The organism is Paenarthrobacter sp. JL.01a, from assembly GCF_025452095.1.
Taxonomy (GTDB): Bacteria; Actinomycetota; Actinomycetes; order Actinomycetales; family Micrococcaceae; genus Arthrobacter.
Genome location: NZ_CP104877.1, coordinates 2,589,487 through 2,608,439, shown reverse-complemented (window position 1 = coordinate 2,608,439; position 18,953 = coordinate 2,589,487). Strand labels below are relative to the sequence as shown.

Below are 18,953 nucleotides of genomic sequence, written 5' to 3'. Positions count from 1 at the left end.
GAAGGAATGCAGGCGTTGTGTTAGCTGCGGATGTCATCGAACAGCACGGTGGAGATGTAGCGCTCTCCAAAGTCACAGACGACAGCAACGATCAGCTTGCCGGCGTTCTCCGGACGCTTGGCCAGTTCCAGGGCGCCCCACACGATGGCACCGGAAGAAATGCCACCGAGGATACCTTCGCGGGCACCGAGGTCACGGGCGACGCGGACGGAATCTTCGAGCGTGGCATCCAGGACCTCGTCGTAGACGTTGGTGTCCAGGATTTCGGGGACAAAGTTGGCGCCGATTCCCTGGATCTTGTGGGGGCCGGGGGCTCCGCCGTTGAGGATGGCCGAGTCTTTAGGTTCGACAGCAACAATCTGCACGCCGGGCTTGCGTTCCTTGAGGACCTGGCCGACGCCGGTGACGGTGCCGCCGGTGCCGACGCCTGCAACGAAGATGTCCACTTCGCCGTCGGTGTCTTCCCAGACTTCCTCAGCCGTGGTGGCACGGTGGATTGCCGGGTTTGCCTCGTTGGCGAACTGCTGTGCCCAGATGGCGTTTTCCGTGGTGGCGACGATTTCCTGGGCCTTCTCGACAGCGCCGCGCATGCCCTCGGAGCCGGGGGTGAGGACGATCTCGGCACCGTAGGCGCGCAGCATGACGCGACGCTCGGTGGACATCGTTTCAGGCATGGTCAAGATGACCTTGTAACCGCGGGCAGCGCCGACCAGGGCGAGTGCGATACCGGTGTTGCCGGAGGTGCCCTCAACGATCGTTCCGCCGGGCTTCAAAGCACCGGACTTTTCCGCAGCGTCAACGATGGCCACGCCGATGCGGTCCTTGACGCTGTTGGCCGGGTTGTAGAACTCGAGCTTGACCGCAACCTGGGCGTCCAGGCCCTCGGTCAACCGGTTCAACCGAACCAGCGGAGTGCGGCCGACCAGCTGGGTGACGTCGTCGTAGATCCTTGCCATGAAAATTTACGCCTATCTCTGAAGAGGGAATGCTGAGGTCAGCCTAACCAGCGGGATCGAAACCTTGCTAAGCAGTAAGCCATGCAGAGTAATATTTCCTCGCCTTGGCCAGCTTGGGATTAATGATCACCTGGCAATACCCCTGGTAAGGGAACTTCGCATAGTAATTCTGGTGAACTTCCTCGGCCTCGTAGAAGTCCGGCAGGGGGACCACCTCAGTCACAATTGGATCGGACCAGAGCGCTTGGGCGCGTTCGATGGCCTCCTCGAACAGCACTTTCTCTTCCGTGGTGGTGTAGAACATCGAGGACCTGTACTGGGTCCCAACGTCGTAGCCCTGGCGGTTCAACGTAGTGGGGTCGTGGAGGGCGAAGAACATGTCCAGGATGACTTCTTCCGGAACCACAGTCTCATCGAAGGTCACTGCTACTACCTCTGCGTGGCCGGTGGTTCCGGAGCATACCTCGTAGTAGTCGGGATTGCGGACGTGGCCCCCGGTGTAACCGGAGACCACCGAGCTCACGCCGCGGGTCTTCTGGTAAACGGCGTCGAGGCACCAGAAGCAGCCGCCGCCAAGTACGAAAGTTTTCATGTTCTCTTCAATGGTTGGGATGTCCTGATGATTCCCGTTTCACCTTACGGGAGAATTACGGCTCCCGGCAGATACCCGGCGGCAAGGACTGCCTGATCCGGAACGGTAGTGAAGAATAGGAACATGGAAGCAGTAAACACTGGCATTTCTGATGCGGATTCCGTCGAAGAGGACGAAACAGAACACGACGAAACAGAGGGAGCCAGCGCCGAACCCAGCCTCGGCCAGGTGTTGTTGGCTGTGGAAGAGCTCTGGCCCGAGTCCCTTGCCGAGGACTGGGACGAAGTAGGCCTGGTGGTCGGGCGTCCCACGGTTCCGGTGACCAAGATACTTTTTGCAGTGGACCCCACCCTGGCAGTCATTGACGAGGCCATCGAATGGGGCGCTGAACTTCTCATCACCCACCACCCCTTGCTGCTCAAAGGCGTGAATTCGGTGGCGGCAACGTCGGCCAAGGGACTAGCGGTGCATCGTTTGATCGAGGCGGGCGCCGGCCTGCTGACTGTCCACACGAACGGCGACTCCGCCGTCGGTGGGGTCTCTGATGTCCTCGCAGATGCCTTTGGGCTGGAAAACGTCACGCCACTGACCCCTGCATCCAACGGCCTGCCTGAAGAAGGAATTGGCAGGGTGGGTGATCTTCCGGACCTCGAAACCCTGGGTGACTTCGCGGCACGGGTCTTTGAAATGCTCCCGGCTGTTGCCGGCGGCGTGCGGGTGGCCGGTGACAAGGACGGACTTGTGCGGCGCGTCGCGGTCTGCGGCGGCGCCGGCGACAGCCTGTTCGACGCCGTCCGGGCCAACCAAGCAGATGTCTACGTCACAGCGGATATGCGCCATCACCCGGCATCGGAAGCCAGGGAAGGGGCCACCAACGGTCGTCCCTACTTGATTGACGTTTCCCACTTCGCCAGCGAATGGCTGTGGCTTCCCGCGGCGGCCGAAGCGCTGGGCAACGTCCTCGCGGACCAAGGCTACGACGTCGATATCCGCGTCAGCAGTACCAACAGCGACCCGTGGGACTTCATACTGACTCCCGGCGGCGACTAGAGTCTAGGAAAGATCCGGACCTGATCTCCAGGGCCGGCGGCGACAAGCGGAGGTAAGCGTGGCAAAAGCAGCACCGGCAGAACAAATGAAATTGCTTGAACTGCAGGGACTGGATGCCAAGCTCAAATCGCTGGCCGGCCGCCGGAAAGTGCTGGAAAACGATCCCCGCATTACTGACCTGACCGATGCCCTCGCAGTAGCCAACGGTGAACTGGGGGCTGCCAAAGTAGCCGTCCACGACGCCGAGGCCGAACTCCGCAGGGCGGAAGCCGACGTCGAACAGGTTGCCTCCCGCATCGAGCGCGACGAAACCAGGCTCAACAGCGGGACCGGCCTGTCCAAGGACCTGGTGGCGCTGCAGAACGACATTGCCTCGTTGTCCAAGCGCCGTTCAGACCTCGAAGACGTTGAACTGGAGATCCTGGAGCGCCTGGACACCCTGCGTGAACGCCAAGCTGCCCAGCAGGCCATCGCCGATGACATCCAGGGCTCTTTTGGAAGTATCCGTGCGGAGCTGGATGAAGCTATCGCGGAGATCGCTGCTGAGGAAACGGTGGTCCGCGGACAGCGGGCAGCCTTCGCCGAAGCCTTGGATACGGGGATGCTCGCAGTCTACGAGAAGACCATCGCCAAGCGGGGCGTCGGTGCTGCCCGCCTGTTCCACGGCAAGTCCGAAGGCTCGGGGATGATGCTCAGCCCAGGCGACCTCGCCGAGGTCAAAGCCGCTGCCGAAGACGACATCGTATTCTGCCCGGACTCCGGCGTCATCCTGGTTCGATCGGCGGAGTGGAACTGACCCTGCTGCGGATTCCGCGGGCCTAGCTCGTCAGGATAATGTTCAGCGCATGCGGCTTGCGGGCAGTGCCCTCGACGAGTTCGGTGGTCCAGTGCTCGCTTGCTGCCTTCAGGAGTTGTTGGGGAGTTGCCGGTGCCTTGCCGCGCCTCGTCAGCAAGTGCCGCGCCAGCTCACCCCGGGTGTGCTTTGCGAAGTGGCTCACCACCGTCCGCTTGCCATTGGCCTCGTTGAAAACATTGACGTTTACCGTCTGCTCCGCGGGGGGAGCCCACGCCGCGGCGTAGGTGCTCGAGCGGCAATCGATCAGCAGCTCTCCTTCCGAGCGTTTGGCCAGTGCGGCGTTAAGCTGCGGCTTCCAGTAGGAGGCAAGGCGTCCGACGTCGGGCAGTGCGGTTCCCATGGACAGGCGGTAGGCCGGCACGTGGTCGCCGAAGCCGATGGCGCCCCAGAGCGCCGAGACCACCAGGATGGATTCGGTCGCCTTGCGCCGCTGGGCCGGCGTCATGGTTTTGAAGCCCAAGGCGTCGTACAGCACGCCGGAGTACACCTGGTGCGCAGGGGCTGCCGGTTCGGCATGGAGGCGGGTATTACGTTCGACGTCGTCCCGCAGGGAGGCGCCGACGCCCAGCAACGCGAGTGCGTCCTCGTGCGCGCTCACGGTTCCCAGCGCTTCAAGGACCTTGGCCCGGTACGGGTTAAGTTCCGGAAAGCTCAACGACTCCCAGTCAATGGCGGGGCCTTTGGCGGCGGGGGTCTTGCCTTCTGAAGGCGGCAGCAGAATCAGCACCAGTCGATATTACCGGTGACTTGGGCCGCCCGGACGCCGGTAGACTGTAGGGCGGATGGGTTGACCAGGCGGTCGCGCGTCACGAAAGTGGCTCGAGGAACGTCCGGGCTCCGCAGAGCAGGGTGGTGGGTAACGCCCACTCGGGGTAACCCGCAGGCCAGTGCCACAGAGAACAGACCGCCTGCGTTTCCGGTATTGCACCGGTTGCAGCAGGTAAGGGTGAAACGGTGGTGTAAGAGACCACCAGCTCCCCGGGTGACCGGGGAGGCTAGGTAAACCCCACCCGGAGCAAGGCCAGACAGGACACGTTCGAGGGCTGCTCGCCCGAGTGTCCGGGTAGGCCGCTGGAGGGCGTCGGCAACGGCGTCCGTAGATGGATGGCCGCTACTCCATTGTTGGCAACGACAACGGATGACAGAACCCGGCGTATCGGTCAACCCATCCATTTATGACTGCCGGAATCGCGGGCGTGTGAGTGATTTCACGCCTCCGGGACGACTATGCCCGGCCCTTCCCGCCTAGAATGGTTACTGAACGTAGATGTTCTGCCGCCGGGACTGCGTTCGCAGCCGGCGGATTTTCTTTGCTCTCGTTCAAGGCGCTGTGGGTGGACCGAAGCCCGCTGGCGCATGTGCCGCAGGATTACTCCGGGCGGCCGCTGCCATCTGCATACGAGGACGTATGTGGTTGACCCAAGGAAGGTAGTTCTGTGAGCCAGACGTCAGATTCTTGTCTTGATAAGTGGATGGGCCGGGAGGCTCTCGCCGAGGCCATGATTCCGGTGATCGGCCGGTTGTACCGGGAAAACAACGTGGTCACCAGCATCCACGGCCGGAGCTTGATCAACAAGTCCACCATGAACATCCTCAAGGCCCACCGCTTTGCACGCCGGATGAGCAACCACGAGCTCCTGCTCGAAGAGACCGCACCCCTGCTCAACGCCCTTTCTGAGCTTGAACTCGGTGCCGCAGCCATCGACATCGCACGCTTGACGGAGAAGTACCGGGCAGAAGGCAACGGCGCCTCGCTGGATGAGTACTTGCGGTCAGAACTGGCCGAGATCGTGGGCAGGCGCGGCGCTGATGACCGCACCAGCACCGACGTCGTTCTTTACGGTTTTGGACGCATCGGCCGCTTGCTGGCCCGCCTCCTGATCGAAAAGGCCGGCGGTGGCCACGGTCTTCGCCTGCGCGCCATCGTGGTTCGCAAGGGTGCTGACAACGACCTCGTCAAGCGCGCGAGCCTGCTGCGCCGCGACTCCGTCCACGGCTCCTTCGAAGGCACCATCCGCGTGGATGAGGAAGCCAACACCATCACGGCCAACGGTGTCCAGATCCAGGTCATCTACTCGGACAACCCCGCGACTGTCGACTACACCGCGTACGGCATCAAGGATGCACTGGTTGTCGACAACACGGGACGCTGGCGCGACACCGATGGCCTCTCCCAGCACCTGCAGAGCAAGGGCGTTGCCCGCGTCCTGCTGACGGCGCCGGGCAAGGGCGAGCTCAAGAACATCGTGCACGGTATCAACCACCGCGACATCAACGACGACGACAAGATCGTCACCGCCGCGTCCTGCACCACCAATGCCATCACCCCTGTGCTGAAGGCCATCAACGACAAGTTCGGCATCATCCACGGCCACGTCGAGACGGTCCACTCGTTCACGAACGACCAGAACCTGATCGACAACTTCCACAAGGGTGACCGCCGTGGACGCTCGGCTGCGCTGAACATGGTGATCACCGAGACCGGTGCTGCAAAAGCTGTCGCCAAGGCCCTTCCCGAACTGCAGGGTAAGCTCACGGGCAATGCCATCCGCGTACCCACCCCGGACGTGTCCATGGCCATCCTGAACCTCAACCTTGAGAACGGCACCACGCGTGAGGAAGTCAACGACTACCTCCGCGAAATGTCCCTCCACTCCGATCTCCGCAAGCAGATCGACTACATCGATTCCCCTGACGTGGTTTCCACCGACTTCGTTGGATCCCGCCGGGCCGGCATCGTTGACGGACTTGCGACCATCTCCAACGACAAGAACCTCGTGCTGTACGTCTGGTACGACAACGAGTTCGGCTACTCCTGCCAGGTTGTCCGGGTCATGGAAGAAATGGCCGGTGTGAACCCGCCGTCGTTCCCCGCCAAGGACGTCATCGCTCCCATTGCTGTACTGGAAACTGCTGACGCCTGATACCCACGCAGTTCTCACGGGTTTCCCGGCCGGGTCACTGGAATCGGCCGGGAAACCTGAGCAGAATGGCACTCATGGACAACGAATCAACCATCGAACATGAGACCACGCTCGAACACGCCTTGGATGTCGCCAAGGCCAACCATAAGCAAGCACAGAAGCTTCTGGATCAAGCAGTCGCGGCCAACGCTGCCGGAGACGTCTCCGACGAGCGTGTGGAGCAACTGCGCGGACTTCTGGAAGTGGCTGCCGAGGATCTCCAACGCGTGATGCGCGAGCAATAAGGGTTCCGCTTCCGGCCTCCACAGTGTGACTTCTCCTACACACTGTGGATACCGACTCTGGCTGTCGGGGCCTTGCCATACGCTCGTAGGACACACCTGCCCCACTGGATGGAGTCCCTTGAGCATCACCTGGTCCGCCTACAAACGCGCCCGACGTCGGTCACGCCAAGCATGGGCTGTTCTCGCCCTGGCTGCCGCCACCATTGTTGCGGGGCTGTCCTGGTACTTCACCACGGGCCAATTCGATGCAGCCCAGCCTGCGCAGTCCGGACCGAGTGAAGCTCCGGTCTACAACCCCGAGTGGATGAAACCGGTCCGCGGCGCGGCAGCGGTAGCCCCCGAAAAAGCCACAGACGCCCTGGAGCGCCTGCCGGTCAAAGGCCGGGCTGCGAAATCCGACTACGACAGGGCCGCCTTCGGGCAGGCCTGGGCCGATGCGGACCGGAACGGGTGCGATACCAGGAACGACATCCTTCGTCGTGACCTGACGGCGGTCAGGTTCACTGAAGGTTCCTCCTGCAAAGTTGCTTCCGGCATGCTGAACGAGCCCTACACGGGGCGGCAGGTGTCCTTCGAAAGGGGACAGGACACCAGCTCTGCGGTGCAGATCGACCACGTGGTTGCCCTGGCCGATGCCTGGCAGAAGGGAGCCCAGCAGCTGACCGTGCAGCAGCGGCAGACCCTCGCCAACGACCCCCTGAACCTCATCGCGGCCGATGGCCCGGCGAACGTCAAGAAGGGGGCAGGCGATGCCGCCACCTGGTTGCCCGCCAACAAAAACTTCCGTTGCCACTACGTTGCCCGGCAGATCTCGGTAAAGACCGCTTATCACCTATGGGTGACCCAGGCTGAAAAGGACGCCATGAAAGGCGTGCTCTCCTCCTGCCCCGGACAGCAGACGATCTACAACGCCAGGTGACCGTGCCCGAGTTGCCAGGTGCCGCCGTCGTCGATCCGCTGCAGGACCACCCGCTGCAGCGACGTTTCCCGGGGGAGTTTGTCCAGGTCCACCAAGCCCCGCTGACGGAAGGTGAAGTAGACAGCGTCGGTTGGTGCATCGGTGCAGCGGTCAACCGTGAACCGCCTCGCAAATGAGGCGATGTTGCTGTTCGGGAGCCGCTCCGAGAGGTACGGATCCAACATCCATGAATCGCAGGTGGCCACGGCTGCCGGCTTGTCCGGAAAGTGACGGGTGAAAAAGGCGCGGGCTTGGGCAAAACTCTCGTCCACCAGGGCAGGGGAGAGGCCACCGTCCTCCGGGATATGCACACCCAACACCCATCCCGAGGCAGCACCATCGGCCGGGACGAGGTGGAACTGCAGCCTGCCAAGCCGGAAGAGGTTGCCGGCCATATGAAGCGTCAGCCAACCCCATGTATCCAATCCGAACCGGCCGTGAACCCGTCGGTTGATCCGCAGTTGCAAGCCCACATCGGCCAGTGACGCCGCGGAAACAGCAGAACTGATGCCCAACTTCAGGTGGTAGTCATGGACGACGGGTGCGAAGCGCAGGAGTGCTTCGATCCAGGCCGCCTCCGATGCGTCCTCTTCCTTGATGCTGTCCAATGGAAAGGTGCCAAGCCGCGCCTGCAGGGCCTCGAGGGACCGGATAACGCCATTGTCAGGTGGGGTGGCCAGCAGACGCGCGCACTCCTGCGCGTCCTCGGCGCTGATTCCCAGAAGCGTGAACAGCCCGGTGTGGGTGGCGGTCACCATGGGTCAGTGTCCGAAAGGATCAGGGTCGACGCCGGGCATCCACGTCAGGCCGGGCACGCCCCAGCCGTTCTTCTTGGCATGCTTCATGGCCTTCTTGGAGTAACGGTCCACGAGGCGGTTCACGTAGAGCTTGCCATCCAAGTGGTCGAACTCGTGCTGGATGATCCGGGCGAACCAGCCCGTCGCTTCGAATTCAACGGGGTTGCCGTCGCCATCAAAACCTTGGACCCGCGTCCATTCGGCGCGCTGCAAAGGGTAGTACTCGCCAGGAAAGGACAAGCAGCCTTCGACGTCTTCGTCGGGATCGGGAAGGGCACCTGAGACTTTGGACAGGGTCAGTACCGGATTGACCACTACGCCCTGCGGCGGGACGTCGTCGTCGTTGTCGTACTTGTAGACGAAGATGCGCTTGCCTACGCCGACCTGGGGAGCGGCAAGCCCGACGCCGTTCGCGGCGTCATTGGTCTCGAACATGTCCGCAATCAAGGTGCGCAGTTCGTCGTCGAAGACTTCCACTTCGCTTGCCCGGCGGTGCAAGACGGGTTCGCCCCATATGGTGACTGGCAGGACGGTCATGTCGGTTCTTCCTCTGGTGATCGCTGGGGTCCGGGATGTTCCGGATCCGGGTTAAAAGCAAAGGCCGCACCGGATAACCGGTGCGGCCTTTGTGGAAACCGGCTCTGCAGCCAATCTCGGTGGGGTGAGCTACGGGGGTTGAACCCGCGACCTCCTGGACCACAACCAGGCGCTCTGCCAACTGAGCTAAGCCCACCATGTGCCTTCCGTGGTCAGTCCGTTTGACCGGCTTTCCTCGAAGGCAACGACAAATAGCTTACCTGCTGTTTGGGGGTGCAAAGTCCACTTTTGCCGGTTTTGGCGAAAAAACCTTCAAAAATGGCGCAGATCACACCGTCTCGCTGGATCCAAGGGTTTCGGCGCTGGCGATGATCTCCTTGGAAATGCGCTGGGCCGTGGCGGTATCGGGACCCGGAGCCGGAACAAAGACGGCCTCGCGGTAGTAGCGGAGTTCGTCGATGGAGTCCTTGATGTCACCCAGCGCGCGGTGGCCACCATGCTTTGCCGGCGACTGGAAGTAGGCGCGCGGGAACCAGCGTCGTGAAAGCTCCTTGATGGTGCTGACATCAATGACGCGGTAGTGCAGGTGCTCGACGATGTTCGGCATGTCCCGGGCCAGGAACATGCGGTCCGTTCCCACGGAGTTGCCACCCAGGGGCGCCTTGCGGGGATCCGGAACCCATTTCTCGATGTATTCCAGAACCTGGGCTTCAGCCTCGGCCATGGTCTTTCCGAACGGGAGTTCGTCCAGGAGCTTGGACCGGGTATGCATGTCGCGAACGAAATCGTTCATTTGTTCCAGCGCGGCATCATCGGGTTTGATGACGACGTCGACGCCGTCACCGAGGATGTTGAGCTCGGAATCCGTCACCAGGGCGGCTACTTCGATCAAGGCGTCGTTCTTGAGGTCGAGACCGGTCATTTCGCAGTCGATCCAGACGATGCGTTCATTAGTAATAGGCACGCGCCTAGCCTATCCTTCCGGCTGTTCCAAGTGCTCCGATGGTACGATTTTTGAGCGCGGCAGTGTCGTTTCTTCCTGCTGCTGAAGCCCCGAAGACGCAGAACTTTTGTCCCGAAATCACCGGGCGAACGATTGGATGACGACTACATGACGGTGCCCGTACCCGCCGCCCAGAAGGCAGGGACAGCAGCGCCGACGGCGGATGCTGCAACCAGCGAGGTGGATAACGCACGTTCGCCGCTGATCGCCGGTTTCATTGGTTCGATGTTCATGGTGTTTGGTTCCCTGGGTGTCGGTTGGCTGGCGCCGGTGTCCGAACTCCGGCGGTTGCCGCTCTTCATCTGGATGCGGACCGAGGGCGTTGGTGTAGCACTCTCCATCGTTCTTTTGGCCATCGGCGGGATGCTGTTGGTCCGGGCCTGGCTGCGTTTGGGCCAACGAGTCCGGGTCTGGGGTCTGGAAGCAAGGAAAGCAACCCTTCAGGCGGTGGTGGCCTGGGGCCTGCCCATGATGTTCACGGTCCCTTTGTTCAGCAGGGATGTCTACGCTTACATCGGCCAAGGCCGTCTGATGGTCGAGGGCATGAATCCGTACAAGAACGGCATCTCTGCCCTTCCCAACTACTTTCAGCTGGGTGCCGACAAGATGTGGACCGAAGCTCCGGTCCCGTACGGGCAGTTGTTCTTGTGGATCGAGCAGTTCGTTGTCTGGATTACGAATGTCCAACCCGAAGCCAGCATCATGCTGTTCCGGCTGGTTGCTTTGGTGGGGATCGTTCTCTGCATTGTCTACGTGCCCAAGCTGGCGGAGCTTCACGGAGTCAATCCGCACCGGGCTCTGTGGCTGACTGCGGCCAATCCGCTCTTCCTGACCAACTTCATCGCCAGCGTCCACAACGATGCCCTCATGATCGGACTCGCACTGGCGGGCCTCTATTACTGCGCTACCCGCCGCGTCATCCTCGGCATCGTCCTGGTCACTCTCTCGATCTCCGTCAAGCCCATCACCATAGTGTTTCTGCCGTTTATCGGGCTCCTGTGGGCGGGCAAGGGCGCATCCTGGCCACGAAAATTCCTGTATTGGTTCCTGACTGCGGCCATCAGCTTCGGGCTGCTGTACGCCCTGAGCGCGGTGAACGGCTTCGGGTTCGGATGGATCAACGGGCTTTCCGCTCCGGGCAGCATCTGGATCTGGTACGCGCCCGTAGGCCTTATTGGCCTGGTTGTCGCATCCATAGTCAATGTCTTTGGCCTGGACGGCTGGGGCATGGCCAAGTGGGTTTACGATGCCGGGAAGGTCCTCATGGTCGGCGCCGTTGCGTGGCAGATCTTCCGCGGTGACTACGACCGCCTGATGCGTCGATTGACGTTGGCTTTTGCTGCGATCGTCATTCTCGCCCCGATGATCCAGTCCTGGTACGTGGTGTGGTTGATTCCGCTCTTCGCAGTTACTGGCATCCGCAACGACTGGCAGGTCAAGGCGGTCTACTTCATCGTGTCGTTCTTCATGGTGTACGCCATCTCCGACCAGTTGGATGTCTTCCCGTACCTGCAAAGTGAAGACCTGGGCCTGGCACTGACCTTGGCCAGGAACGCGGCCGCGATCATCGCGCTCCTCTTCGCTGTCTACCTGATCTTTGTGGACCCGAAGACCAAGAGCTTGTTCCGCAAGCGCGATGAGCCAGGACACCGTCCTGTCATTTGAACAGCAGCAGGTCAAGTGAGCAGCAGCCGGGTCGCTTCCCGCTTGGATAACGGGCTTAACGCTTCCCGGTGTTCTTCGACGAAGCCGCGGACCCACTCCGGATCCGTCTTGCTGTACTCGCGCAATGACCAGCCAATGGCTTTCCGGATGAAGAACTCCTTGTCCGCCAGATTTGCCGAGATTACTCGAGCCAGCAGCACGGTGTCCGTTGTGGATTTCGCTCCGAGCTGCGCCGTGATGGCAGCCCTGCGGATCCACATGTCCGCGTCGGTGGCCCACCGAAGCAGCAGCGGGGTAATGGTGTCCCGGTGGGCCAACAGAAGTGCGCAAATCCGATGCGAAACGCCGTCCACAAGGTCCCACCACGCACCTGTCCGGATGATTTCCTCATAGACCGCCAGCATGGCCAGATCCTCCTTGACCATGCGCAGGCCGGTGAGGTCAATGGCCGCGTAGCGTTCTTCCCGTGCCCCGGCTTCCCGCCAGAGCGTCAGGGTGGCCGTTCGCAACTCTTCCGGTGACGTCGGCGGGAATTCCATGGCCGCCGATTTGACCATCCTTCGCACCTCGGGAACCCTGACGCCAAGGGAGGGCATATCGGATTTCATGTAAGCCTGGGCGCCACGTGCGCGCTCGGCGTCGCCCCCGGCACGCAGCTTTGAACGGATGGACTCAACAAGGGCTGCGGTGGACATGCACCAACTCTAGGGTGCGTTCCCCGGCAGCAGTTCGCTTCTCAAGTCGCGGCACCCACCAACTCACCCGTGATGGTGTTCACCAGGAGTTCCCCGCCGCCTTCTGCATCCTCCAGGCCGGCCGGGACCGATTCCTCTTCCGGAGGCACATGGTCCTCGTTATCGTCACCGGCATTCCAGTCGCTTCCGCCCGGTGGGTTGCCTGAGCCCTCAGCCACGGGGTTTGACTCAAGGGGTGCCGCCGTACCGTTCATACGGGTGAAGTTGGCAGAGCCCCACATGAGGTCATGTCCAACCGACTCGGCATCAATTTCCGCGACGTGGTAGGTGCGCCCCTCATGCTCCCACTGCCTCAAGCGCAGCTTTCCCAGGACCAGGACCCGTTGCCCCTTCTTGACGCTGCAGCCCACGTGTCCGGCCAGATATCGGAATGACTGCACGGTGTACCAATTGGTGTTGCCATCCACCCACGTGTTGCTCGCGCGGTCGAAGCGCCGCTCGGTGGTTCCGAGACGGAACGATGCCGTTGCTGTGCCGCGGGTTGTGGTGGAAGTCTTCACGTCCGAGGCCACGAAGCCTCTGACTGTGATCATGTCGTTCATTGGTGGTCCTTCGCGATGTAGGGAAGTGCCTGTCCGGCTCCTTCAGCTTCGTGGAGCATCGCTTTGAACGGCAGCGCTTGTCCTGGCTATGTGCATAACTTTGGCAAAAGCACAGGTGTTGAGGACTGGACGCGTCCAGCGTGGAGATTCGGAGCGACCAAGTATCGCATGTAAACTCTTTGTGGCGCAGACGGCCCATGTGGTCCTCGAGTCAGTGCGCCCCAGTAGCTCAGGGGATAGAGCAGCGGCCTTCTAATCCGCCGGTCGGGGGTTCGATTCCCTCCTGGGGCACAGATCACCCTCCTTGGTTACCTCCAAGGAGGGTGTTTTTTTCTGGGGCTGACTCCAGGAATTCCTTCAGGTTGCCCAAAACCAGTTCCCACGTGGCAGTGGAGGAGGCAACTTCGTCCTCGCTTGAATTGTTGCCTTGAGTGATGGTCACGGTGGTGCCGCCCGGAGTCCGGTCCAGGACGTATTCCACGGTGTGATGGTTCTCGGGGATGTCCGCAAGTCCCGAGGACGGAGTGAAGTGGGTGGTCTTCAGCCTCACAGGCGGATCGAAAACGAGGACGGTCCCTGTGTCCTTGTACCCGGTGCCGTGGTACTCGCCGGAGTAGGTAATCGGGTCGCCCACTTTCCACGTGGTGGTGACATGGGTCCCCAAAAAGTACTGCTTGATGAGCGCCGGATCCGTCAGGGCTTCCCAGACCTTTTCAGGCTGCGAATTGATGGTGGTTGAGGCAACGGCATCTTCGACTTCTCCACCCACCGCGTCCGCTCCATCCCTTTTTCAGGCTTTTCATGACCTCCCAGCAAACGCTACGCCGGTCCAGGCCGTCTGTGAATGGCACAATGGCTAGGTGATAATCAGGGGAACCACACCAAAACCTGGCCGGGCTGCACAGGCTTCCACCACCAGCCTCCGGCTAACAGGAGGGGCGCTGATGCTCGCCTCGGCGATTCTGATGATGACAGCATGCACTGCCGCGCCTGCCGCTCCCACGCCCGCCGGCTCGACGACGCAGCCCGCGGGCACGCCCGGCACAAGCGTCAGCAGCGCGAATCCGTCGGCAGGTACCTCCGCCACGGAAACCCCGGATCCTGCCGTGCTGGCAACCACGAAGACCGTCGAGTCCACACTGAAGAACCTGGTTGCGGGCAATCCCAAGCCGGACAGGGAATCGCTGCGGGCTGCCCTGGTATCGGCAGGCATCCCGGAGGGGAACCTCGAGGTATCGGTCAGCCGAACGCCAACCGGGCTTGATGTCGACGCCATGGAGGCGGCCGCGTTGTCCGGCAAGTCCTGCGTCATGGGCCAGATACGTGACGGAGGCGTCGTGGTGACGGTGCTGCCCGTTCTGGCGACAGGGAAGTGCTTCGTAGGGGACGCCCGGTAGTTCACCTGTGTTGTGCGAATGTGAGTTATGAACGCCTACCCATTAGATTTAAAGGCATGGCGGAATTCATTTACACGATGACCAAGGCTCGCAAGGCCGTTGGCGACAAACTTATTCTGGACGACGTCAGCATGTCGTTCTACCCCGGCGCGAAGATTGGCGTCGTCGGCCCGAACGGTGCTGGCAAGTCCACCATCCTCAAGATCATGGCCGGCCTGGACACCCCTTCCAACGGCGAGGCCCGCCTGAGCCCCGGGTACACCGTGGGCATCCTCCTGCAGGAACCGCCGCTGAACGAGGAAAAGACCGTTCTGGGCAACGTCCAGGAAGGCGTTGGCGAGATCTACGGCAAGATCCAGCGCTTCAACGAAATCTCGGAAGAGATGGCCAACCCGGACGCGGACTACGACACATTGCTCGATGAAATGGGCAAGCTCCAGGAAGCTATCGACGCCGCTGACGCCTGGGACATCGATTCCCAGCTTGAGCAGGCCATGGACGCCTTGCGTTGCCCGCCTGCAGATGCCGACGTCACCGTCCTCTCCGGTGGTGAACGTCGCCGCGTGGCCCTGTGCAAGCTCCTTTTGCAGAAGCCCGACCTCCTGCTCCTTGACGAACCCACCAACCACCTGGACGCCGAGAGCGTTCTGTGGCTCGAGCAGCACCTGTCCCAGTACCCCGGTGCTGTCCTCGCCGTCACCCACGACCGTTACTTCCTCGACCACGTGGCTGAGTGGATCGCAGAAGTGGACCGTGGCCACCTTTACCCGTACGAGGGCAACTACTCCACCTACCTGGAGAAGAAGAAGGCGCGCCTCGAGGTCCAGGGCAAGAAGGACGCCAAGCTGTCCAAGCGCCTGAGCGAGGAACTTGAGTGGGTACGCTCCAACGCCAAGGGCCGCCAGACCAAGTCCAAGGCACGTTTGGCCCGCTACGAGGAAATGGCTGCGGAGGCCGAGCGCACCCGCAAGCTGGACTTCGAAGAGATCCAGATTCCGCCGGGACCGCGCCTGGGATCCTTGGTGATCGAAGCCAAGGACCTGAAGAAGGGCTTCGATGACCGCGTCCTGATCGAAGACCTCTCCTTCTCCCTTCCCCGCAACGGCATTGTCGGCGTGATTGGCCCCAACGGTGTGGGTAAGTCCACCCTGTTCAAGACGATCGTGGGGATGGAACCGCTCGACGGCGGCGACCTCAAGATCGGCGAGTCGGTCAAGATCTCCTATGTCGACCAGTCGCGTGGCGGCATCGACCCCAACAAGACCCTCTGGGAAGTTGTTTCCGAAGGCAATGACTTCATCCAGGTGGGCCAGGTCGAAATGCCTTCGCGTGCCTACGTCTCGGCCTTCGGGTTCAAGGGCCCGGACCAGCAGAAGAAGGCCGGAGTCCTCTCCGGCGGTGAGCGGAACCGCCTCAACCTGGCACTGACGCTCAAGCAGGGTGGCAACCTCCTGCTCCTCGACGAACCCACCAACGACCTCGACGTCGAAACCCTGAGCAGCCTCGAGAACGCGCTTCTCGAATTCCCGGGCTGCGCCGTGGTGGTTTCGCACGACCGCTGGTTCCTGGACAGGGTGGCAACGCACATCCTCGCCTACGAAGGTGACGACGAGAACCCGTCCAGGTGGTACTGGTTCGAGGGCAACTTCGATTCGTACGAGGAAAACAAGGTGGAGCGCTTGGGCCCCGATGCCGCCAAGCCGCACCGCGTGACACACCGTCGCCTCACCCGCGACTAGTGCATAAAAGAAGAGGCCGGTCCCTGCTGGGGCCGGCCTCTTCTTTATGTCTTGCCAGGCTACGGAATCCTGACCATGCCTTCCTGCGCGACCGTGGCGACATGCACGCCGTCGCGGTTGAAGATCCTGCCCGTGGCCAAACCCCGGGCACCCTGGGCGCTGGGGGACTCCTGCACGTACAGCATCCACTCGTCCACCTTCACGGGCCTGTGCCACCACATGGCGTGGTCGAGGCTGGCAACGCTCATGCCCGGCGTCATCCAGGAGAGCCCGTGCTTGCGGAGGATGGGTTCAAGCAGCGTGTAGTCGCTGGCGTAGGCCAAGGCGGCGATGTGCAGCTGGGGATCATCGGGGAGCGGGCCCATGGTTTTCATCCAGACCGCATTGGTGGCCACATGGTCGCTCGGCGGGGAAACATAGAGCGCGGGGTCGATGTGGCGGACATCGAAGGGCCGCTCGGAGGACATGTGCCGTGCCAACGGATGGTCGAAGTGGGACAGGAGTTCGGCCGTGCTGGGCAGCGTTTCGGGATCAGGGATGCCTTCGGGCATGGTTGCCTGATGATCCAGGCCACCGTCTTCGACCTGGAACGAGGCAATCATCGAAAGGATGGGGACGCCGTCCTGGTAAGCGTGCACGCGGCGGGCGGAAAAGGAACGGCCATCACGCAGCCGTTCAACACCGAAGGTGATGGGCTTGTTCGCGTCGCCCGGACGCAGGAAGTACCCGTGCATGGAGTGCGCCACCCTGTCCGGCTCAACAGTGCGCATACCCGCCATCATTGACTGGGCAAGGACCTGCCCGCCAAAAACACGATGCCGGGGCTGCTTCTGGGAGGGACCCAGGAAAATGTCCTCATTGGTCCGGGCTCCGTCAAAGTCACCAAGGTCCAGCAGGCCAATCAGCACTTCCATGGGGTCTTCTGCGGGTGCATCCACCTGGAGGCCAGCGTTCGTCTCAGTCATGGTTCGACTTTAGACGCCGCCCCGACCCCTCTCAACCGCGGACATGCCGGTAGAGTCGATGATGTGACAGACGTTCTGACCCAGTCCTTCCGCTTCGCCGATCCCCGGGACCTCGCTGATTTGCGGACCTTCGTCACCCGGGCAAAGAGCATCGACGACGGTGCCATCCGCCTCCAGGCCGCAGGCAGCGTCCTGGCTGCTTACGTCTGCGTTCTGAGGCCGCGGATTCTGGGGGAGTCGACTCCCACGATTCTTGGCCTTCGCACCATGGCCCTCGCGGAGCCGGCACACGCGGACGTCACAGTATCGCTTGCCTCCATTACGGACCGCCTGGCACGCTCAGGCGCCGACGACGTCGAACTGCCCGTACCGCCGTCGACCGTTTCCGAGTCCTGGGCCGGCGTCAGCGCACCGCGAAGCGGCTGGGAAGCCCATGGGACAATTTCCGACGCCGACCTCAAGGCAGCAGCCGAAGCCGGCATCGCGGAGGTGGCCGGCGTTATTCCCACGTCGGCGGGAGCCGCAGTGGTCAATACTGCAAGGGCTGCCGTTTGGGGCCGGGCGCTTCCTGGGCAAGACGTGCTGCCGGCCGGGGCCGCGTTTGCGGCTTTTGCCCTGGGGTTCCTTGGGGATGACACCCAACACGTCTTCCGGAACGGACGCTGGTTCCGGCTGAGCGGACCCCGCGGCCACGTGCTGGTGCGCACGGGCGCGGGGCTCGGCCTCGGTCTATCGGTCTAGTTGCGCGGACCCTGGGAGGGGCTGTTGACCATGGTCAGCGCCGCCCGTTCCATGTAATCCCACAGCGTTCCCTCGTGAAGGGGCGAAAGATCCAGCGAATCAACTGCCGTGCGCATGTGGAACAACCACCGGTCTTTGGCCTCCGGGGTGACCTGGAACGGCATGTGGCGCATGCGCAGGCGCGGATGGCCGCGTTCCTCGCCGTAGGTGGTGGGTCCGCCCCAGTACTGCTCAAGGAACATCAGGAAGCGGCGCTTCGCCGGGCCGAGGTCCTCTTCGGGGTACATGGGGCGCAGCAGCGGATCGGTGGCCACGCCGTCGTAAAAGACGTCAATCAGCTTGACGAACGTTTCGTGGCCTCCGACGGCAGCGTAGAAACTGTCCGTATAGGCAGGCTGGCTGAAGGGATCGTTTTGCATCAGCTGACGTCGAGGACCCGCCTGCGGTGACTGCGGTTCTCCGCCTGCGATGTTACTCATTGGACTTCTCCTCGGCTTTTGCGACGCGGGGCGCGCCAGCAGTGACGGGCGCCGCTGATGCGCCCGGTTCGTCGTGGGCATCGGGTGATTCCAGCGGCACGTAGTCTCCCTGGGAACGGTTTCCAACCCGAAGGATTTCACCGTTCCGGAGGTACCAGATGGCCCCGTCTTCGGCTCGTACGCGGGTGATGCGCAAGCCCACGGATTCAACGGTACCAATCACTTCACTGGTGACGATGACGTCGCCGATTCCGTACTGGTCCTCGATGGTGATGAAGATCCCGGCGAGGAAGTCGCGGATGAGCTGCTGGGCGCCAAAACCTATCGCGACACCAAGGATTCCGACGCTGGTCAGCAGCGGAGCGACGTCGACGTTCATGAACTTGAGGACGTAGATGATGACGATCACCACCACTACGACGCTCACCAGGCTTGTGAGCAGGGAGCCGATGGTTTCAGCGCGCTGGGAACGGCGTTCGTGGTCCAGTGCGCGGATGGCGGGCTGAACCCATTTGAAGTGGGCCTTCTTGAAGAAGGAACTGCCGGCAGATACTCGCCGGGTGATGCGCACAATGATGAAGCGTGCCACTATCCACACCAGCAGGCCGACGCCTACGGTGATCAGGATGGATACGAGGTCGATCTTTTCAGGTTCGATGTTGATGGCTTCCGCAAACGGGATGAAGGTCAAAGTGGTAAAACTCCTTGTGGTC

22 protein-coding genes, 2 tRNA genes and 1 other RNA gene are annotated in these 18,953 nt (G+C 62.0%); 11 read left to right on the top strand and 14 right to left on the bottom strand.

Annotation, left to right across the window (positions count from 1 at the left end):
- Positions 1–20 precede the first annotated feature (20 nt).
- Together cysK and msrA are read right to left on the bottom strand one after the other, a co-directional pair.
- Complete coding sequence (cysK, locus tag N5P29_RS12290; RefSeq protein ID WP_144659070.1) at positions 21–956, bottom strand: cysteine synthase A; 936 nt, start codon at positions 954–956, stop codon at positions 21–23.
- A gap of 67 nt (positions 957–1,023) precedes the next feature.
- Positions 1,024–1,548, bottom strand: coding sequence for a peptide-methionine (S)-S-oxide reductase MsrA (gene msrA / locus N5P29_RS12285; RefSeq protein WP_018777861.1), 525 nt, complete (start codon positions 1,546–1,548; stop codon positions 1,024–1,026).
- Between the two features lie 123 nt (positions 1,549–1,671).
- Here msrA and N5P29_RS12280 point away from each other — a divergent pair, with 123 nt between their 5' ends.
- Positions 1,672–2,598, top strand: a complete 927-nt coding sequence (locus tag N5P29_RS12280) for a Nif3-like dinuclear metal center hexameric protein (RefSeq protein ID WP_262275223.1) — start codon at positions 1,672–1,674, stop codon at positions 2,596–2,598.
- A 58-nt stretch (positions 2,599–2,656) separates the two neighbouring features.
- The gene (locus tag N5P29_RS12275; protein ID WP_262275222.1) at positions 2,657–3,394 is read left to right on the top strand and encodes a zinc ribbon domain-containing protein; all 738 of its coding nucleotides are present in this window, start codon (positions 2,657–2,659) and stop codon (positions 3,392–3,394) included.
- 22 nt (positions 3,395–3,416) lie between these two features.
- Here N5P29_RS12275 and N5P29_RS12270 read toward each other — a convergent pair whose 3' ends face one another.
- Positions 3,417–4,181: a YaaA family protein gene (locus tag N5P29_RS12270; RefSeq protein WP_262275221.1), complete on the bottom strand. Its 765-nt coding sequence runs from the start codon at positions 4,179–4,181 to the stop codon at positions 3,417–3,419.
- A 56-nt stretch (positions 4,182–4,237) separates the two neighbouring features.
- Between N5P29_RS12270 and rnpB the strand changes: the two genes are divergently transcribed.
- From rnpB to N5P29_RS12250, 4 genes are all read left to right on the top strand, one after another.
- Positions 4,238–4,626, top strand: an RNA gene (gene rnpB, locus N5P29_RS12265) — RNase P RNA component class A.
- A 300-nt stretch (positions 4,627–4,926) separates the two neighbouring features.
- On the top strand, positions 4,927–6,378 hold the full coding sequence (locus N5P29_RS12260; RefSeq protein WP_262278570.1) for a glyceraldehyde-3-phosphate dehydrogenase: 1,452 nt from the start codon (positions 4,927–4,929) through the stop codon (positions 6,376–6,378).
- Between the two features lie 74 nt (positions 6,379–6,452).
- The gene (locus N5P29_RS12255) at positions 6,453–6,662 is read left to right on the top strand and encodes a hypothetical protein (protein ID WP_144659064.1); all 210 of its coding nucleotides are present in this window, start codon (positions 6,453–6,455) and stop codon (positions 6,660–6,662) included.
- A gap of 118 nt (positions 6,663–6,780) precedes the next feature.
- Positions 6,781–7,581 (top strand): HNH endonuclease family protein, encoded by an 801-nt coding sequence (locus N5P29_RS12250; RefSeq protein WP_262275220.1) that lies wholly within the window; start codon positions 6,781–6,783, stop codon positions 7,579–7,581.
- On the opposite strand, the gene N5P29_RS12245 is transcribed toward N5P29_RS12250, so the two are convergent.
- From N5P29_RS12245 to orn, 4 genes are all read right to left on the bottom strand, one after another.
- A complete protein-coding gene (locus N5P29_RS12245; protein ID WP_262275219.1) occupies positions 7,566–8,378 on the bottom strand; it encodes an acyltransferase domain-containing protein in 813 nt (270 codons plus the stop codon). The two genes, N5P29_RS12250 and N5P29_RS12245, sit on opposite strands and share 16 nt — an antisense overlap.
- A 3-nt stretch (positions 8,379–8,381) precedes the next feature.
- Positions 8,382–8,954 (bottom strand): peptide deformylase, encoded by a 573-nt coding sequence (gene def / locus N5P29_RS12240; protein WP_262275218.1) that lies wholly within the window; start codon positions 8,952–8,954, stop codon positions 8,382–8,384.
- Between the two features lie 120 nt (positions 8,955–9,074).
- Positions 9,075–9,150, bottom strand: a tRNA-His gene (locus N5P29_RS12235).
- Positions 9,151–9,282: 132 nt separating this feature from the next.
- Positions 9,283–9,876: an oligoribonuclease gene (orn, locus tag N5P29_RS12230; protein WP_262278569.1), complete on the bottom strand. Its 594-nt coding sequence runs from the start codon at positions 9,874–9,876 to the stop codon at positions 9,283–9,285.
- Positions 9,877–10,065: 189 nt separating this feature from the next.
- Here orn and mptB point away from each other — a divergent pair, with 189 nt between their 5' ends.
- Positions 10,066–11,622 (top strand): polyprenol phosphomannose-dependent alpha 1,6 mannosyltransferase MptB, encoded by a 1,557-nt coding sequence (mptB, locus tag N5P29_RS12225; protein ID WP_262275217.1) that lies wholly within the window; start codon positions 10,066–10,068, stop codon positions 11,620–11,622.
- A gap of 11 nt (positions 11,623–11,633) precedes the next feature.
- On the opposite strand, the gene N5P29_RS12220 is transcribed toward mptB, so the two are convergent.
- On the bottom strand, positions 11,634–12,317 hold the full coding sequence (locus N5P29_RS12220; RefSeq protein WP_262275216.1) for a DNA alkylation repair protein: 684 nt from the start codon (positions 12,315–12,317) through the stop codon (positions 11,634–11,636).
- A 41-nt stretch (positions 12,318–12,358) separates the two neighbouring features.
- Entirely contained in the window at positions 12,359–12,919 is a 561-nt protein-coding gene (locus N5P29_RS12215) for a single-stranded DNA-binding protein (protein WP_262275215.1), read from the bottom strand.
- Between the two features lie 218 nt (positions 12,920–13,137).
- Between N5P29_RS12215 and N5P29_RS12210 the strand changes: the two genes are divergently transcribed.
- A tRNA-Arg gene (locus N5P29_RS12210) sits at positions 13,138–13,210 on the top strand.
- 4 nt (positions 13,211–13,214) lie between these two features.
- Here the strand turns inward: N5P29_RS12210 and N5P29_RS12205 are convergent.
- A complete protein-coding gene (locus N5P29_RS12205; protein WP_262275214.1) occupies positions 13,215–13,688 on the bottom strand; it encodes an SRPBCC domain-containing protein in 474 nt (157 codons plus the stop codon).
- Positions 13,689–13,775: 87 nt separating this feature from the next.
- Positions 13,776–14,006 carry a hypothetical protein gene (locus N5P29_RS12200; protein ID WP_262275213.1) on the bottom strand — a complete coding sequence of 77 codons (231 nt, stop codon included), beginning with the start codon at positions 14,004–14,006 and terminating at the stop codon, positions 13,776–13,778.
- Positions 14,007–14,025: 19 nt separating this feature from the next.
- Between N5P29_RS12200 and N5P29_RS12195 the strand changes: the two genes are divergently transcribed.
- Positions 14,026–14,316 (top strand): DUF6993 domain-containing protein, encoded by a 291-nt coding sequence (locus N5P29_RS12195; protein WP_262275212.1) that lies wholly within the window; start codon positions 14,026–14,028, stop codon positions 14,314–14,316.
- 56 nt (positions 14,317–14,372) lie between these two features.
- Positions 14,373–16,055, top strand: coding sequence for an energy-dependent translational throttle protein EttA (gene ettA / locus N5P29_RS12190; protein ID WP_262275211.1), 1,683 nt, complete (start codon positions 14,373–14,375; stop codon positions 16,053–16,055).
- Positions 16,056–16,114: 59 nt separating this feature from the next.
- On the opposite strand, the gene N5P29_RS12185 is transcribed toward ettA, so the two are convergent.
- The gene (locus N5P29_RS12185) at positions 16,115–17,020 is read right to left on the bottom strand and encodes an acyl-CoA thioesterase (RefSeq protein WP_262275210.1); all 906 of its coding nucleotides are present in this window, start codon (positions 17,018–17,020) and stop codon (positions 16,115–16,117) included.
- Between the two features lie 63 nt (positions 17,021–17,083).
- Between N5P29_RS12185 and N5P29_RS12180 the strand changes: the two genes are divergently transcribed.
- Entirely contained in the window at positions 17,084–17,761 is a 678-nt protein-coding gene (locus N5P29_RS12180; RefSeq protein WP_262275209.1) for a DUF8185 domain-containing protein, read from the top strand.
- Here N5P29_RS12180 and N5P29_RS12175 read toward each other — a convergent pair.
- Both N5P29_RS12175 and N5P29_RS12170 read right to left on the bottom strand, forming a co-directional pair.
- The gene (locus N5P29_RS12175; protein WP_315973346.1) at positions 17,758–18,240 is read right to left on the bottom strand and encodes a globin; all 483 of its coding nucleotides are present in this window, start codon (positions 18,238–18,240) and stop codon (positions 17,758–17,760) included. The genes N5P29_RS12180 and N5P29_RS12175 overlap by 4 nt on opposite strands.
- Complete coding sequence (locus N5P29_RS12170; protein ID WP_262275208.1) at positions 18,233–18,931, bottom strand: mechanosensitive ion channel family protein; 699 nt, start codon at positions 18,929–18,931, stop codon at positions 18,233–18,235. Before N5P29_RS12170 ends, N5P29_RS12175 begins: the two co-directional genes overlap by 8 nt.
- Between the last annotated feature and the right edge of the window lie 22 nt (positions 18,932–18,953).

Excerpts from the sequence above, each read along its gene's own strand:
- orn (WP_262278569.1), bottom strand. The coding sequence starts at position 9,876 with ATGACCGGTCTCGACCTCAAGAACGACGCCTTGATCGAAGTAGCCGCC.
- ettA (WP_262275211.1), top strand. The coding sequence starts at position 14,373 with ATGGCGGAATTCATTTACACGATGACCAAGGCTCGCAAGGCCGTTGGC.
- def (WP_262275218.1), bottom strand. The coding sequence starts at position 8,954 with ATGACCGTCCTGCCAGTCACCATATGGGGCGAACCCGTCTTGCACCGC.
- msrA (WP_018777861.1), bottom strand. The coding sequence starts at position 1,548 with ATGAAAACTTTCGTACTTGGCGGCGGCTGCTTCTGGTGCCTCGACGCC.
- N5P29_RS12215 (WP_262275215.1), bottom strand. The coding sequence starts at position 12,919 with ATGAACGACATGATCACAGTCAGAGGCTTCGTGGCCTCGGACGTGAAG.
- mptB (WP_262275217.1), top strand. The coding sequence starts at position 10,066 with ATGACGGTGCCCGTACCCGCCGCCCAGAAGGCAGGGACAGCAGCGCCG.
- cysK (WP_144659070.1), bottom strand. The coding sequence starts at position 956 with ATGGCAAGGATCTACGACGACGTCACCCAGCTGGTCGGCCGCACTCCG.
- N5P29_RS12255 (WP_144659064.1), top strand. The coding sequence starts at position 6,453 with ATGGACAACGAATCAACCATCGAACATGAGACCACGCTCGAACACGCC.
- N5P29_RS12260 (WP_262278570.1), top strand. The coding sequence starts at position 4,927 with ATGGGCCGGGAGGCTCTCGCCGAGGCCATGATTCCGGTGATCGGCCGG.
- N5P29_RS12220 (WP_262275216.1), bottom strand. The coding sequence starts at position 12,317 with ATGTCCACCGCAGCCCTTGTTGAGTCCATCCGTTCAAAGCTGCGTGCC.
- N5P29_RS12175 (WP_315973346.1), bottom strand. The coding sequence starts at position 18,240 with ATGAGTAACATCGCAGGCGGAGAACCGCAGTCACCGCAGGCGGGTCCT.
- N5P29_RS12245 (WP_262275219.1), bottom strand. The coding sequence starts at position 8,378 with ATGGTGACCGCCACCCACACCGGGCTGTTCACGCTTCTGGGAATCAGC.
- N5P29_RS12280 (WP_262275223.1), top strand. The coding sequence starts at position 1,672 with ATGGAAGCAGTAAACACTGGCATTTCTGATGCGGATTCCGTCGAAGAG.
- N5P29_RS12185 (WP_262275210.1), bottom strand. The coding sequence starts at position 17,020 with ATGACTGAGACGAACGCTGGCCTCCAGGTGGATGCACCCGCAGAAGAC.